Origin of the sequence: Pseudomonas sp. MPFS, assembly GCF_022537035.1 — a bacterium.
GTDB classification, from domain to species: domain Bacteria; phylum Pseudomonadota; class Gammaproteobacteria; order Pseudomonadales; family Pseudomonadaceae; genus Aquipseudomonas; species Aquipseudomonas sessilinigenes.
In genome coordinates, this window is sequence record NZ_CP066123.1 from 122,275 (window position 1) to 137,336 (window position 15,062).

The 15,062-nt window shown below is 62.3% G+C and carries 14 protein-coding genes and 1 pseudogene; 1 reads left to right on the forward strand and 14 read right to left on the reverse strand.

Features of this window, described 5'->3' with window-relative positions:
• Positions 1–37: 37 nt before the first annotated feature.
• The 3 genes from I9018_RS00585 to I9018_RS00595 form a co-directional block, all read right to left on the reverse strand.
• Positions 38–1,696, reverse strand: coding sequence for a Na/Pi cotransporter family protein (locus I9018_RS00585; protein WP_068575372.1), 1,659 nt, complete (start codon positions 1,694–1,696; stop codon positions 38–40).
• A gap of 224 nt (positions 1,697–1,920) precedes the next feature.
• Positions 1,921–2,685 carry a TerC family protein gene (locus I9018_RS00590; RefSeq protein ID WP_068575371.1) on the reverse strand — a complete coding sequence of 255 codons (765 nt, stop codon included), beginning with the start codon at positions 2,683–2,685 and terminating at the stop codon, positions 1,921–1,923.
• Between the two features lie 66 nt (positions 2,686–2,751).
• Positions 2,752–4,059, reverse strand: a complete 1,308-nt coding sequence (locus I9018_RS00595; RefSeq protein WP_068575370.1) for a CitMHS family transporter — start codon at positions 4,057–4,059, stop codon at positions 2,752–2,754.
• Positions 4,060–4,375: 316 nt separating this feature from the next.
• On the opposite strand from I9018_RS00595, the gene I9018_RS00600 reads away from it, so the two are divergent.
• Positions 4,376–4,777 carry a GFA family protein gene (locus I9018_RS00600; RefSeq protein WP_241110217.1) on the forward strand — a complete coding sequence of 134 codons (402 nt, stop codon included), beginning with the start codon at positions 4,376–4,378 and terminating at the stop codon, positions 4,775–4,777.
• A 75-nt stretch (positions 4,778–4,852) separates the two neighbouring features.
• Here the strand turns inward: I9018_RS00600 and I9018_RS00605 are convergent, their stop codons facing one another.
• The 11 genes and pseudogenes from I9018_RS00605 to I9018_RS00655 all read right to left on the reverse strand — a co-directional run bounded on the left by I9018_RS00605 (position 4,853) and on the right by I9018_RS00655 (position 14,968).
• Positions 4,853–6,814: a DUF4105 domain-containing protein gene (locus I9018_RS00605; RefSeq protein ID WP_068575368.1), complete on the reverse strand. Its 1,962-nt coding sequence runs from the start codon at positions 6,812–6,814 to the stop codon at positions 4,853–4,855.
• Complete coding sequence (locus I9018_RS00610) at positions 6,811–7,131, reverse strand: DUF2388 domain-containing protein (protein WP_068575367.1); 321 nt, start codon at positions 7,129–7,131, stop codon at positions 6,811–6,813. Before I9018_RS00610 ends, I9018_RS00605 begins: the two co-directional genes overlap by 4 nt.
• Before the next feature lie 27 nt (positions 7,132–7,158).
• Positions 7,159–7,467, reverse strand: coding sequence for a DUF2388 domain-containing protein (locus tag I9018_RS00615; RefSeq protein WP_068575366.1), 309 nt, complete (start codon positions 7,465–7,467; stop codon positions 7,159–7,161).
• 104 nt (positions 7,468–7,571) lie between these two features.
• Entirely contained in the window at positions 7,572–7,892 is a 321-nt protein-coding gene (locus I9018_RS00620; protein ID WP_068575365.1) for a DUF2388 domain-containing protein, read from the reverse strand.
• 159 nt (positions 7,893–8,051) lie between these two features.
• A pseudogene (locus I9018_RS00625) lies at positions 8,052–8,195 on the reverse strand (DUF1127 domain-containing protein); the annotation flags it as partial.
• A gap of 323 nt (positions 8,196–8,518) precedes the next feature.
• The gene (locus tag I9018_RS00630; protein ID WP_068589259.1) at positions 8,519–8,734 is read right to left on the reverse strand and encodes a DUF1127 domain-containing protein; all 216 of its coding nucleotides are present in this window, start codon (positions 8,732–8,734) and stop codon (positions 8,519–8,521) included.
• A 320-nt stretch (positions 8,735–9,054) separates the two neighbouring features.
• A complete protein-coding gene (locus tag I9018_RS00635) occupies positions 9,055–10,548 on the reverse strand; it encodes an acetyl-CoA hydrolase/transferase family protein (protein WP_068584257.1) in 1,494 nt (497 codons plus the stop codon).
• Between the two features lie 179 nt (positions 10,549–10,727).
• On the reverse strand, positions 10,728–12,164 hold the full coding sequence (locus I9018_RS00640; RefSeq protein WP_068584260.1) for an NAD(P)(+) transhydrogenase (Re/Si-specific) subunit beta: 1,437 nt from the start codon (positions 12,162–12,164) through the stop codon (positions 10,728–10,730).
• Positions 12,164–12,484 carry an NAD(P) transhydrogenase subunit alpha gene (locus I9018_RS00645; RefSeq protein WP_003233786.1) on the reverse strand — a complete coding sequence of 107 codons (321 nt, stop codon included), beginning with the start codon at positions 12,482–12,484 and terminating at the stop codon, positions 12,164–12,166. The genes I9018_RS00640 and I9018_RS00645 overlap by 1 nt, the downstream gene beginning before the upstream one ends.
• Positions 12,485–12,499: 15 nt before the next feature.
• Positions 12,500–13,621, reverse strand: coding sequence for a Re/Si-specific NAD(P)(+) transhydrogenase subunit alpha (locus I9018_RS00650; RefSeq protein WP_124345424.1), 1,122 nt, complete (start codon positions 13,619–13,621; stop codon positions 12,500–12,502).
• Between the two features lie 447 nt (positions 13,622–14,068).
• Positions 14,069–14,968 (reverse strand): LysR family transcriptional regulator, encoded by a 900-nt coding sequence (locus I9018_RS00655; protein WP_068584268.1) that lies wholly within the window; start codon positions 14,966–14,968, stop codon positions 14,069–14,071.
• Positions 14,969–15,062 lie beyond the last annotated feature (94 nt).

The following is a 15,062-nucleotide window of genomic DNA, read 5'->3' on the forward strand; positions in this document are numbered from 1 at the left end:
TGCGTAAGTTGTAGAGACTGCACATCATCCTGGACGTTCAGGGTGAATGGGTGATGTCGCTCATGTCCTCGACCTCCAGGGCACCGGTGTCGGAGGTTTCCAGGACCACATAGGCGCTGCTGCAGAACAGCGAGTTGAGGCGCTTCATGTCGGCGATCAGCTCCAGGTGCAGCGAACTGGTCTCGATGCTCTGGACGATCTTGCGCTGCAAGCGGCTGACGTGGGCGTGGGCCAGGCGCCGTTCCTGGGCGCGGAAGCGGCGCTTCTCCCGCAGTAGCTGGCGGGCGCTTTCCGGATCGGCGCTGAGGAATACCGACAGTCCCAGGCGCAGGTTGGCCAGCAGTTGGGCGTGCAGTCCGGCCAGCTCCTCCAGGCCGACCTCGGAAAAGGAGCGGCGCTGGGAGGTCTTTTGCTGCTGGACCTTGCGCAACATGCGTTCGATCAGGTCGCTGGCCAGCTTGAGGTTGATCGCCAGCTCGATGATCTCGGCCCAGCGTCGGCTGTCCTGTTCGCTGAGGTCTTCGCGAGGCATTTGTGCCAGGTACAGCTTGATGGCGCTGTAGAGCACTTCGACGTCGTCGCTCAGGGCCCGCAGTTCCTGGGTGATGGAGGTCTGCTTGCCCCGCAGTACGTCGCCCATGGCTTCGAGCATGTTCTCCACCAGGTCGCCGATACGCAGGGTTTCCCGGGCAGCGTTGGCCAGGGCCAGGCTGGGTGTATCCAGGGCGGTCGGATCGAGGTGGCGGGGCCGTGCCCGGCCATTTTCCTGGGGACGCTCGGGCAAGAGCCAGGAACAGAGCCTGGCCATGGGACCGACGCTGGGCAGCAGCAACAGGCAGCGGGCGGTGTTGTAGAGCAAGTGGAAGCCGATCACCACCTCCTGGGGGCTGAAGTCCAGGCTGTCCATCCAGTGTGCCAGCGGGCTGAGCACCGGGATGATCAACAGCAGGCCGATCAGCTTGTACAGCAAGCTGCCCAGGGCCACCTGGCGCCCGGCGGCGTTCTGCATGCTGGTGCTGAGGAATGCCAGCACGCCACTGCCGATGTTGGCGCCGATCACCAGGCCGATGGCCACCGGCAGGCCGATGACCCCGGCACCAGCCAGGGTCGCGGTGAGTAGCACGGCAGCCAGGCTGGAGTAGGAAACCATGGCGAACACTGCGCCCATCAGTGCATCCAGCAGGATGTCGCCAGTCAGCGAGGCGAACAGCACCTTCACGCCCTGGGCGTGGGTGATGGGCGCTGCGGCCTCCACGATCAGTTGCAGGGCCAGGATGATCAGGCCCAGGCCGATGCCGACCCGGCCCAGTTGGCCGGCGCGGGTCTGCTTGCGCGAGAGGAAGAACATCACCCCGATGAAGATCAGCAGGGGCGACAGCCAGGACAGGTCGAACGTCAGCACCCGGGCCATCAAGGCGGTACCGACATCGGCGCCGAGCATGGTGGCCAGGGCCGGAGTCAGGCCCATCAGCCCCTGGCCGACGAAGGACGTCACCAGCATGGCCGTGGCGTTGCTGCTCTGGACCATGGCGGTTACCAGGATCCCGGCGATGAAGGCCAGCGGCCGGCGGGCCATGTTCTGGCCGATCACGTGGCGCAGGTTGGAGCCATAGACCCGCAGGATTCCGGTGCGCACGATATGGGTGCCCCAGACCAGCAGGGCCACGGCGGAAAGCAGATTGAGCAGGGTCAGCATGAGAGGGCCCCCTGGGGTGAAGAGCCCCAAGCGGGGCCAGTGGACGTTGCTGCGCGCGGTTCTTGGTTATGTCAGTAAGCTTTAGTCGGCTAACGCGCTAGGCGCCAGCATCGCACAGCTAATCTTGCGACTGAAACATAACTGTTATGAAAACGTCATGTTCCAGGCAAGCAAAAGGGGCCCGAAAGCCCCTTTTTCATTTCGACGATTTCAGCGCATTCGGGTTATTGACCGGGAATGTCCTTGCGCAGTTTCACAGGCTCTTGCTGTTTTTTCTTCGCCAGGTTGGTCCGCAGCTTGATGTTGATGACTTCCACCGCCAGGGAGAAGGCCATGGCGAAGTACACATAGCCCTTGGGTACATGCACGTCGAAGGCTTCGGCGATCAGCACGGTACCGACCACCAGCAGGAACGACAGCGCGAGCATCTTCAGCGATGGGTGCTTGTCGATGAACTCGCTGATGGTGCCCGAGGCCAGCATCATCACCAGCACCGCGACGACGATCGCCGCGACCATCACCGGTACGTGGGAAACCATGCCCACTGCGGTGATCACCGAGTCCAGGGAGAACACGATGTCGATGATCGCGATCTGGATGATGGTGTAGATAAACTTGCCGCCCTTGCCCTTGGGCTCGTCGTTGGTCTCATCCTCGCCTTCCAGCGCGTGGTACATCTCCTGGGAGCTCTTCCACAACAGGAACAGGCCACCGAAGAACAGGATCAGGTCGCGTCCGGAGATGCCCTGGCCGAGCACGGTGAACAGGTCGTCGGTCAGGCGCATGACCCAGGTGATCGACAGCAGCAGCAGGATCCGCGTGATCATGGCCAGGGCCAGGCCGAAGATCCGGGTACGGGCCTGCATGTGCTTGGGCATGCGGCTGACCAGGATCGAGATCATGATGATGTTGTCGATGCCCAGGACGATCTCCAGGGCGGTCAAGGTGAAGAAGGCAACCCAGATCTCCGGGTTGGTCAGCCATTCCATGTGTATTCCTTTGAGCGAGTGTTATGGCCCTGTCCGGTGATCGGCCAGGGCGAAGAATCTATGGCCTTAGAGAGTGCTGAACAGGGGAAATATTCCCATCAGCAAGGCGGCGAACATTATGCACAGGCAGACCAGCACTGCCCACTTGAGGGTGAAGCGCTGGTGGTCGCCGAATTCGATACCGGCCAGGGCCACCAGCAGGTAGGTCGAGGGTACCAGCGGGCTGAGCAGGTGTACGGGCTGGCCGACGATCGACGCGCGAGCCATCTCCACCGCGGTGATGCCGTAGTGGCTGGCAGCCTCGGCCAGTACCGGCAGGACACCGTAGTAGAAGGCATCGTTGGACATGAAGAAGGTAAACGGCATGCTCACCAGGGCGGTGATCACCGCGAGGTAAGGGCCCAGGGCTTCGGGGATCACGGCCAGCAGGCTCTTGGACATGGCGTCGACCATGCCGGTGCCGGACAGGATGCCGGTGAAGATACCGGCGGCGAAGATCAACCCGACCACCGCCAGGACACTACCAGCATGGGCCGCGACCCGGTCCTTCTGCTGTTGCAGGCAGGGATAGTTGACGATCATGGCGATGCTGAACGCCACCATGAACAGCACGGGCAGCGGCAGCAGGCCGGCGATCAGGGCACACATCAGGGCGAAGGTCAGGGCGCCGTTGAACCAGATCATCTTGGGGCGACGAGCGTCAGGGTATTGCGACACGCTGATCTCGCTGTGATCGATCTCTTCGCCAACCAGGTGCAGTTCACCCAGGCGGGCGCGCTCGCGCTTGCCGTACAGGTAGGCGATGGCCAGGATCGCCACCACGCCGGCCAGCATCGCCGGGATCATGGGCACGAAAATGTCCGATGGGTCCACGTGCAGCGCGCTGGCGGCGCGGGCGGTGGGGCCGCCCCATGGGGTCATGTTCATCACCCCGCCGGCGAGGATGATCAGGCCGGCCATGATCCGCGGGCTCATGCCGATGCGGCTGTACAGCGGCAGCATTGCGGCCACGCAGATCATGTAGGTGGTGGCACCGTCACCGTCCAGCGATACCACCAGGGCCAGCACCGCAGTGCCCACCGAGACTTTCAGCGGATCACCCTTGACCAGCTTGAGGATCTTGCGCACGGCCGGGTCGAACAGGCCGGAGTCGATCATCAGGGCGAAATACAGGATGGCGAACATCAGCATCACGCCGGTGGGGGCCAGCTTGGTGATGCCTTCGAGCATCATCGGGCCGATCTTCGGCGCGAAGCCACCGAACAGGGCGAACAGGATGGGCACGATGATCAGGGCGATCAGCGCCGACAGGCGCTTGGTCATGATCAGGAACATGAACGTGATGACCATGGCGAAGCCAAGGAAAGTCAGCATGGGAATACTCCAGGCGTAGCGCGGCTAGGGAATGGCGATCGGGAAGGATCAGCGCAGGACGGCAAGCACGAGGCGTACGGGAGTGGGGACAGCGAACAGGCGGGTACGAGCGGACATCAGAATCACCATTGTTGTTGTTAATAGGGCCGGGAGCGCGCGTGCGCTCGCTCTGGCCAACCGGTCTGTCGCCGGTGGTGGGAGGCGATCCTAATGGCGCAAGCTTTCAGCCAGCTTTCGCCGGACAAAGGAATCAAGGGATGTGTCATCGTCCGACAAGCGGCCTAAAGTGCAAGGCATGACGACCAAGGAGATCGAGATGGAGCAGTTGCACAGCGGAGGCTGCCACTGTGGGCGGCTGCGTTATGAGTTCAGCGGGCCCTTGCGGGACATTGCCCACTGTCATTGTTCGATTTGTCGCCGGGTCAGCGGCGGCTTGGTCACGACCTGGATCACCCTGCCCGCCTCGGCTTTCCGGTGGCTGCAAGGCATTCCTGCCCGTTATGACTCGTCTGCCAGCTGTGCGCGTTACTTCTGTAGTGATTGCGGGGCGCACCTGGCGCTCATCACCCAGCTGAGCCCGGACAGCATCGACGTCACTATCGCCACCCTGGACCACCCGGAGCAGGCCCCGGCGCAGCGGCATATCTGGACCGACAGTCGCCTGCCCTGGCTGCACCTGGACGAGCACTTGCCGCAGGAACCGCAAGAAACCCTGTAGCCGCGGTCGCGAGGCGCTCAAGAACGCCAAGCAAGGCCTGTGGTCCTTTTCGCAACCCCGCGGGTTCGGCTGCGGTTATGGCAGTTCCAGACCGCCGGCGGCCTTGTGCAGCGCCCGCAGGTGTTCGCCCACCTGCTTGAGGTTGGCTTCGTTGGCGGCAATTTCCGCTGCCCGGGCCGGTTCCAGCAAAGCTCGCACTTCCTTGTCCAGGTCGCCGGTCAAGGATTGCAGTTGCTTTTGCCGCGTGCTGCTTTCCGACTCCAGGCGCTGCCATTCGCTGGGCTGTGGCAGGCCATAGCCACTGCTGCCCAGCAGTTCCGCCGGGCGACTGAGGAAGCCGCTGTTGGCGAGAATTTCCTGCAAGGTCTTGTTGGCCTGTTCCATACCGCCGTTCTTCAGCTCGCGGGCACCCAGGTAGCGTTGCTTGACCTCGTCCTGGGCCAACAGCAACTGCCGGCGAAAACTGGCTTGCTCCAGCAGTAGCAACGCAGCGCTGGTGCGCAAGTCCGCCTGGTCGAACCATTGGCGGCGCTGTTCGGCGCTCAGGGACAGCCAGTCTTCGACACTGGTTTCCTTGATCGGCAGGTGCTTCTTGATGACTTCGAACATCGCCTGGTAGCGATCGCGAAAGGAGTCGAAGCGATAGCCCAGGCGCAGGGCCTCGCGAGGATCGTCGAGCACGCTGGTATCGGCCAGTCCCCTACCCTTGAGCACCTCCAGGAGACCGTTGGGCATGATGCTGTCCAGGCCAACCAGTTGCTGGTTGTTGCTGCCGCTACGCAGCAGCTTGAGGCTTTCCACGGCGCAGTTGTTGGACAGGAAGTAATAGTTGCCGTCGTAGCTCCAGTGCATTTCGGCGGCGTGCTCCACCACTTCCTCGATTTCGCTGCGCGAGAGGTTCAGGGGCACCGAGGCCAGGCTGCGCAGCTCGGTCTTGGTGTACTCGTCGATCACCTGGGACAGCGGCAGGATGAACAGGCGTGACGGGTACTTGCCCACCAGGCCGTCCCAGCTGGAGAGCTGCACGTCACCGACGAAAGCGCGATAGGACAGAACCAGGTGCTGGTCCAGGTCCAGCCGGCAATCCGGCCCACGAGGCCGGCCCGGCGCGCAGATCACCAGGCGCAGCATGCTGTGGCCCCAGCGACTGACCCAGTTCTGGTTGGCTTCGGCCAGCAGGTAGTCCACCGCGTAGACCCGCTCCGGGTCGACCTTCCCCAGGGGCGTCTTGGCAAAGTCGTTGCCGGCATTGAGGAACGCAAAGGACTTGGCGCAGGTGTCCTTGGCGGCTGGTGCCCAACCGAAGTGCTCCTGGTAGTAGCGATATAGCGCCGGACGCCGGCAGGCGTAGCTCGGGTCGAGGAGGAAGTACTCCATGTTCACCGCGACGAACTCTTTGGGATTGGTCGTCTCGTAGAGGTCGGGGCTGCGGGCAACCTGGCGGTTGTGCTGCTCACGCTCCCCGCGGCGGCCGACGTACTGCGGCCAGCCGGCCAGGTCCAGCAGGCGCGGGTCGTCGCTCAGGGTGAAGCGGCGATCGTTCTGGCCGCGACAGGCGTCTGGCAGGCCCACCAGGCCTGTGGTGCCGTTGTTGCGGGTGCAGCGTTGGATCAGGCTGCGCTCGGCGCTGGGCCAGAGGCGCGCACGATCATAGATATGGGTCAGCTCATGGAGCACGGTGGCGAGCATTTCCCGGCGCACGGTGCCATGGGGGCGATGGGTCTTCTGGGTGGCGGCAGAACCATCGGCGAGGCTGGGTAGCAGTGCGCGGTTCAGGTCCAGCTCCGCGACCAGGGAGGCCTCGCCATAGGCGTTGTCCGGCATGCGGTCGGTCCAGCCGACGTCGATGGTGCGGTCCAATTGCTGGATGAAGCGTGGCGGCAAAGCCTGCATCGCTTCATCCAGCAGCGCCTGGCTGGCTTGTTGTTGCTGCGGGTTCAGGCCGTCGGTCTTCAGGCGCAGCTTCAACTCGGCTTGGGCGCTGGCACAGGACAACCCCAGGGCTGCCGCGAGCAGCCAGGCGAAGAGTGGTTTCACAGGGCGAGGATGGCTTCGGCGAGCACCTGGTCGCTGGCGTCACGAGCTTCCGGTACGCGAGAGCGCAGGGTGCCGAAAGCGGCCTCCAGCTGGGCACCACGGATATCGCCGTTGCTGGCGACGAAGCTGGCGGCGTCGTCGTGGGCTTCGCGAACGATCTTGGAGTCACGGATGGATGTAGTGGTGTCCGAGGTGAAATCGATCGTGCGGCCGAAGGCGCGAACGATGATGTTACTGGTGGCCACCAGGGTATGTGCCTGGGCCACGTCGGCCAACAACAACAGGCCGAGGGTGGCGGCAATCAGTGGGCTACGCATGGAACGACTCCGGAATAACAGGGGTGGCTATTGGACGAGAATTGCCTGCGCCAGTTCAAGGTCGCTGGCATGAAGTTTTGCCGGGGCGTGGCGCAGATATTTCAGCGCTGACTCCAGGCGCGCACCAAGCAGTCGACCGTCCGTTGCAACGAAGGCAGCGGCGTCATCCTGGGCGGCAAGTACAAGTTTATGGTCGAAGGGCGCGGAGGTCACCTGGCTAGTAGCGTAGGCGGTGATGACCGAGCTCTGGGTGCTCAGGTCCATTGCCTGTGCCAGGTTGGTCCAACCAAGGACGATCAATACGGGAGCGATAAGCGTGATGCGGAACAAACCCATGGGTCTCTACAGCTGAAAACCAGCGGCCAAGGCTAGCGCAATGACCGCCGGAGGACCAGCGCAGAGGGCTCCAGGTGCGTAGCTGCACCTGAAGTCGACGATGCTCAGATGGCCAGGATGGCCTGGGCCAGTTGTGCGTCCGTGGCCTGTTGCAGCAGTGGGGCCTGCTGGCGGATGTGGGCGAAGGCGCTTTCCAGTTTCACGCCGCGAATGGCGCCATCGGTGGCGACGAAGCTGGCGGCGTCATCCCGGGCAGCACGGACGATCTTGTGGTCGCGCAGGGAGGATGTGGCGTCGGAGGTGGCATCGGAGGTGGCCTTGAGCGCGCCGACGATGGCATCGGTGGTCACGATCAGGCTGGTGGCGTGGGCGTTGGCGGCCAGGGCCAGCAGTGCGGCAGCGCTAAGCAAGCGGAGACGGGACATGGATAACTCCTGTAGATGAACAGACAGATGAAGGGCGCTGAGTGAGACGCCGGGCAGTCACTGCGAGGTGCTGTGTCTGATAGCTCTGACGCAGCTCGAGCGAGAATCGCCACGTCAGGACTGATATTAGGCTCAGCCGTTCTGTTCGCCCATACCTGCTCAGGTCCGCCAGAAAGGTTTGCGCAGTTCTGCTGCCCTTTCGCAATGACTGATGCCGCTGTCTGCCAGTTGTCGCTCATCCAGTTGGGCCAGCAGCCGACGGGTCCTGCTTCGTTCCTGCATGTTCCTGAAAGCGTCCAGCCAAGTGTGCAAGGCCTGGAGGCCGGTGTGCCTGACTGATGAGTTCATGATGCGATCCTCGATGAAAGGCCGGGCATTGTTCCCGTAGGTCACATAATGGGCAGTGCCAGCAGGCGCGGACAGGTACACCAGAGGAAAATTGTACTGGTTCAGTTTTAATTTATTTGAAACTGTACTTGTCGCTATCGACCGAGGCTGTACGCCGGGCTCCAGGGTTTTTCAGGCCAGAAACGACAAGACCCGCCGCGGTTTCCCGCGGCGGGTCTTGTTAATGCAATTCGGGGTGCTGGCGGTGGACCCGGTGGGTCAGGGCCAGCGACGCTGAGTTAGCGCCAGAACGGCTTGCTCAGCTCTTCGTAGCGTTGTGCTTCGCTGATCCCGGCATCGGCCAGCAGACGCGAGTCCAGGCGAGCCAGTTGATGGCGGCTGGAGATGCGGCGCTGCCACAGCATCAGGTTGGCGATGATACGCAGAGGCATGGAAGCCTGGGATTTTGCAGCCTTGTCTTCGAAGAACAGTTCGGAACTGAGTGTACGTTCCATGGTTGACATCCTTCCGCTTGTGGCGGGATCAGGTAGTGGTTTAACTGGTGCCCATGATCCTCCTCCGGCGCAAGACTCTGTAGATACAGTTCACCTGTATTGTGAATGACCAGTTAACTGTTTATAGGGGCTGTACTGTTCCGAAATGGCACAACTGTACCTGTCAGCACCTTTTTGGTGCATTTCGCGGGTTTTTGGCGGGCGGGTGGCGGTTTCAGGCGGGGAAAAGACCGGTACAGCAGTACAGTTTTTGCAAAGCTGTAGAAATGAAGTCGGCGGGCTGGCGCAACTGTGCTTGCGTCAGCCACCGACTGTATCCATCACTCGGCGAGCATCTTCCCGGTTTCTTCCAGGTTGATGTGCCAGCTCAGGGCTTCACGCAGGATGTGCGGGGTGTGGCCACCCAGGGCGCAGGCCTTGGTGAAGTAATCGTTGAGGGCGTCGCGGTAGGACGGATGCACGCAGTTGTCGATGATCACCCGTGCCCGCTCCCGGGGCGCCAGGCCGCGCAGGTCGGCCAGGCCGATTTCGGTGACGAGGATGTCGACGTCGTGCTCGGTGTGGTCCACATGGCTGACCATGGGCACCACGCTGGAAATAGCCCCGTCCTTGGCGATCGACTTGGTAACGAAGATCGCCAGGTGCGCGTTACGGGCGAAGTCACCCGAGCCGCCGATGCCGTTCATCATCCTGGTGCCGCAGACGTGGGTGGAGTTGACGTTGCCGTAGATGTCGAACTCCAGCGCGGTGTTGATACCGATGATGCCCAGGCGCCGTACCACTTCGGGGTGGTTGGAGATCTCCTGCGGGCGCAGCACCAGCTTGTCCTTGTAGCGCTCCAGGTTGCCGAACACATCGGCGTTGCGCCGGCTCGACAGGGTAATGGAGCTGCCCGAGGCGAAGCTCAGCTTGCCGGCGTCGATCAGGTCGAAGGTCGAGTCCTGCAGTACTTCGGAGTACATGGTCAGGTTTTCGAAGGGCGACTCGATCAGGCCGCACATCACCGCGTTGGCGATGTTGCCGATACCGGCCTGCAACGGGCCGAGCTTGTTGCTCATGCGCCCGGCCTCCACTTCCCGCTTGAGGAAGTCGATCAGGTGGTTGGCGATGCCCTGGGTCTCGCTGTCCGGGGTCGAGACAGTGGATGGCGAGTCGGACTGGTCGGTGATGACGATGGCGGCGATCTTGTCCGCCGGGATCGGGATGGCGGTGCTGCCGATGCGGTCGTCGACCTTCACCAGCGGGATCGGCGTGCGGGTTGGGCGATAGGTCGGGATATAGATGTCGTGCAGCCCTTCCAGGTTCGGGTTGTGCGCCATGTTGATCTCAACGATCACTTGCTTGGCGAAGATCGCGAAGCTGGCGGAGTTGCCCACCGAGGTGGTCGGCACGATGTGCCCCTGCTCGGTAATGGCCACCGCCTCGATCACGGCGATGTCCGGCAGCTTGAGCTGCTGGTTGCGCAGTTGTTCGACGGTTTCCGACAGGTGCTGGTCGATGAACATCACTTTGCCGGCGTTGATCGCCTTGCGCAGGGTGCTGTCCACCTGGAACGGCATGCGCCGGGCCAGTACGCCGGCCTCGGTCAGTTCCTTGTCCAGGTCGTTGCCCAGGCTGGCGCCGGTCATCAGGCTGATTTTAAGCGGTGACACCTTGGCCCGTTCGGCCAGGGCATGGGGCACGGCCTTGGCTTCACCGGCGCGGGTGAAGCCGCTCATGCCGACGGTCATGCCGTCCTCAATCAGAGCGGCAGCGTCTGCAGCGCTCATCACCTTATCCAACAACGAAGGCAAGCGGATACGATCACGGTACATGGATTGTTATCTCGGGCAACGAAAGCAAGAAGCGCAGTCTAGTGATTTCCAAAAAAAACGCCCCGCGACAAAGGTCGAATGAAGGGGCCCGTTCCAGAGCCTTCCGTCGGCTTGCTGGTATAAATAAAAAACCCCAGCCTACTAAAGGCTGAGGTTTGGGGTATTGCGCTACAGCAGGGTTATTCGACGGCTTTGACCATGTCTTCGATGACCTTCTTGGCGTCGCCGAAGACCATCATGGTCTTGTCCAGGTAGAACAGTTCGTTGTCCAGGCCGGCATAGCCGCTGGCCATGGAGCGCTTGTTGACGATGACGGTCTTGGCCTTGAAGGCCTCCAGGATCGGCATACCGGCGATGGGCGATTTCGGATCGTTCTTCGCTGCCGGGTTGACCACGTCGTTGGCGCCGAGCACCAGCACCACGTCGGCCTGGCCGAACTCGGAGTTGATGTCCTCCATCTCGAACACCTGGTCGTAGGGCACTTCTGCCTCGGCCAGGAGCACGTTCATATGACCAGGCATGCGCCCTGCCACCGGGTGGATCGCGTACTTCACGGTCACGCCACGGTGGACCAGTTTCTCGGTGAGTTCCTTCAGCGCGTGCTGGGCGCGTGCCACCGCCAGGCCGTAGCCGGGCACGATGATCACGGTGTCGGCGTTGGTCAGCAGGAAGGTCGCGTCGTCGGCCGAGCCGGACTTCACCGGGCGGGCCTCCTGGGCGCCAGCTGGACCGCCGGCATCGGCGCTGTTGCCGAAGCCGCCGAGCAGCACGTTGAAGAACGAGCGGTTCATCGCCTTGCACATGATGTACGAGAGGATTGCGCCGCTGGAGCCCACCAGGGAGCCGGCGATGATCAGCATCGAGTTGTTCAGCGAGAAGCCGATGCCCGCCGCCGCCCAGCCCGAGTAGCTGTTGAGCATCGACACCACCACCGGCATGTCGGCGCCGCCGATAGGGATGATGATCAGCACGCCCATGATGAAGGCCAGGGCCAGCATCAGGGCGAAGGCGCCCAGGTTGCCGGTGACCATGAAGGTGATGCCCAGGCCCAGGGTAGCCAGGCCCAGTACCAGGTTCAGCTTGTGCTGGCCGGCGAACTGTACCGGTGCGCCCTGGAACAGGCGGAACTTGTACTTGCCCGACAGCTTGCCAAAGGCAATCACCGAACCGGAGAAGGTGATGGCACCGATGGCCGCGCCGAGGAACAGCTCCAGGCGGTTGCCGGTGGGGATCGAGTCGCCCAGCTGCTTGACGATGCCCAGGGACTGCGGCTCGACCACGGCGGCGATGGCGATGAATACCGCGGCCAGGCCGATCATGCTGTGCATGAAGGCCACGAGCTCAGGCATCTTGGTCATTTCGACGCGCTTGGCCATGATCGAGCCGGCGGTGCCGCCGATCAGCAGGCCGACGATCACATAGCCGATGCCGGCGGTGGCGAGTTCGGCGCCGAGCTTGTAGATCAGGCCGACGGTGGTCAGTACCGCCAGGGCCATGCCCAGCATGCCGAACAGGTTGCCGCGGCGCGACGTGGTCGGGTGCGAAAGCCCCTTGAGCGCCTGGATGAAGCACACCGAGGCGATCAGGTAGAGGGTGGTTACCAGGTTCATGCTCATTATTTCTGCACCTCTTCTTTGGCTTTGGGCGCTTTCTTCTTGAACATTTCCAGCATGCGGCGGGTGACCAGGAAGCCACCGAACACGTTGACCGCGGCCAGGGCCACGGCCAGGGTGCCCATGGTCTTGCCCAGCGGGGTTACGGTCAGGGCGGCGGCCAGCATGGCGCCGACAATGACGATCGCGGAAATGGCGTTGGTCACCGCCATCAGCGGTGTGTGCAGTGCGGGTGTGACGTTCCAGACCACGTGATAACCGACATAGATCGCCAGCACGAAGATGATCAGGTTGTAGATACCGGGGGAGATGAGCTCTTCCATCGTCTGAATCCCTGCTTAGGCGTTTTTGCGGATGACTTGGCCGTCGCGGCACATCAGGCACGCGGCGACGATGTCGTCTTCGAGGTTGACGTCGAACTGCCCTTCTTTGGTGAAGACAAGCTTCAGGAAGTCCAGCAGGTTGCGCGCATACAGGGCCGACGCGTCGGCAGCTACTGCGCCGGCGAGGTTGGTCGGGCCGACGATGGTCACCCCGTTCTCGACCACCACCTGGTCAGCCACGGTCAGCGGGCAGTTGCCGCCCTGGGCGGCGGCCAGGTCGATGACCACCGAGCCGGGCTTCATCTGGGCCACGGTATCGGCGCTCAGCAGTGTCGGCGCCTTGCGGCCGGGGATCAGGGCGGTGGTGATGACCACGTCCGCCTGCTTGGCGCGCTCGTGCACGGCCAGGGCCTGGCGCTGCATCCAACTGGCTGGCATTGGGCGAGCGTAGCCACCAACGCCTTCGGCGCATTCGCGCTCTTCATCGGTTTCGTAAGGGACGTCGACGAACTTGGCACCCAGGGATTCGATCTGCTCCTTGACCGCCGGGCGTACGTCGGAAGCCTCGATCACCGCACCCAGGCGCTTGGCCGTGGCGATGGCTTGCAGGCCAGCCACGCCGGCGCCGAGGATCAGCACACGGGCGGCCTTAACGGTACCGGCGGCGGTCATCAGCATCGGCATGAAGCGCGGGTAGTAGTGGGCTGCCAACAACACGGCCTTGTAGCCGGCGATGTTGGCCTGGGACGACAGCACGTCCAGGCTCTGGGCCCGAGAAGTGCGCGGCGCAGCTTCCAGGGCGAAGGCGGTGATCCCGCGTTCGGCCAGCTTGGCGATGGTTTCATTGCTGAACGGGTTGAGCATGCCTACCAGGACGGTCCCGCTCTTGATCAGAGCCAGCTCGCTGTCGTTGGGGGCTACTACCTTGAGGATCAGCTCGGCGCCAAAGGCATCGTTGGCGTTGCCAATGGTCGCCCCTGCCGCTTCGTAGGCACTGTCGGGAACGCTGGCGTTGATGCCGGCGCCGCTTTGCACAGTGACTTTATGACCCTGGCCGATCAGCTTCTTGATGGTTTCCGGGGTTGCAGCAACCCGCGTTTCACCTGTCTGGGTTTCGAGAGGAACACCAATGTGCACGTCAAATCTCCTGCTTGATCTTATTGCTTGCGATCTTTCTTAGAAGGCCAGCGCACTACGCAGGGGCGCTGGGGCGGCCGATCAGCACGATCCCGCTGAAATCACAGCGGGGCGCGGCATTTTGCAGGCGAACTTTGAGGCCTTCAAGGCATTCTGACTAGTGACGGAAAATTAACTACAAGTCACCCCGTGACCGAATGTCGCAACCCCCTGGGCTTAGGCCTTGTAGGCCGTGGCTTTCAAGGGTTTTATCGCAAATTTAAGTTTTTTCGCATTGGTGACATGAATGCACATACATTGTCTGCCAATAAACCCTACAACCCACGTGGTTAGCTGCTTGGAGAAGGTTTTTGGTCGATGTCGGTACAGTCTGTCTATATGCGACAAATAGTTATATCTGTAGTGCTTTGATTTTTCTGACTACGAGGTCAAGTAAAGCTGGAGGCCTTAGTTTTCCAGGGTATAGCTGTGTGCCTGGTGTACCAGCCAATCGCGAAATGCCCGTAGCGAGGCTGACTCGACCTTCCGCTCGGGAATCATCAGGTAATACGCCTTGATGCTCGACAGGGCCTTGGGGTTGGCGATCACCAGGCGCTTCTCCGCCAGTTCACGCTGGATCAGGAACGGCGGGATCAAGGCGATGCCCATGTCGTGCATGGCGGCCTGGGCGAGCATTGAGAATAGCTCGTAGCGTGGGCCTGTCATGTCGCGGGGGATGTTCAACTGCTGGGAGTTGAACCATTGGCGCCAGGCGTAGGGCCGGGTGGTCTGCTGTAGCAGGGGCAGCTCGGCAATGGCTTCGGGGGATAACTGTTGAAGTTCGCCCAGCATGGCCGGGCTGCATACCGGCATGGGGTGTTCGTCCATCAAGCGGTGGGACTGGGTACCGGACCAGTCGGCGTCGCCGAAGTAGATGGCAGCGTCGAAGGGAGTATCGGCGAACAGGAATGGCCGGGTGCGGTTGGTCAGGTTGACGGTGACGTCCGGGTGCCGTTGCTGGAAGTCCTTGAGGCGTGGCAGCAGCCACTGGGTGCCGAAGGTCGGGACCACGGCCAGTTCGATGACGTTGGCGCCCTGCTGCCCCATCACCGATAGCGTGTCGCGTTCCACTGCATCCAGCTGGGTGGCAACCCGGCGGCTATAGGACAGGCCGGCCTCGGTCAGCTTGACCCCGCGTCGGGAGCGGCGGAACAGCTCGACGCCGAGGAACTCCTCCAGGCTGGCGATCTGTCGACACACCGCGCCCTGGGTCAGGGATAGCTCCAGGGCAGCCTTGGTGAAGCTCTCGTGACGGGCGGCGGCTTCGAAGCTGATGAGCGCGGCGGTGCTGGGGATTTTTCTGCGCATGTACGGCAATCTCACTAATGAATGCTGTAAATGGCACTTGTCGCCATTTCGAAGTGAGAAATTAGCACAACAGTATGCGAAATCCTCGTTTGCC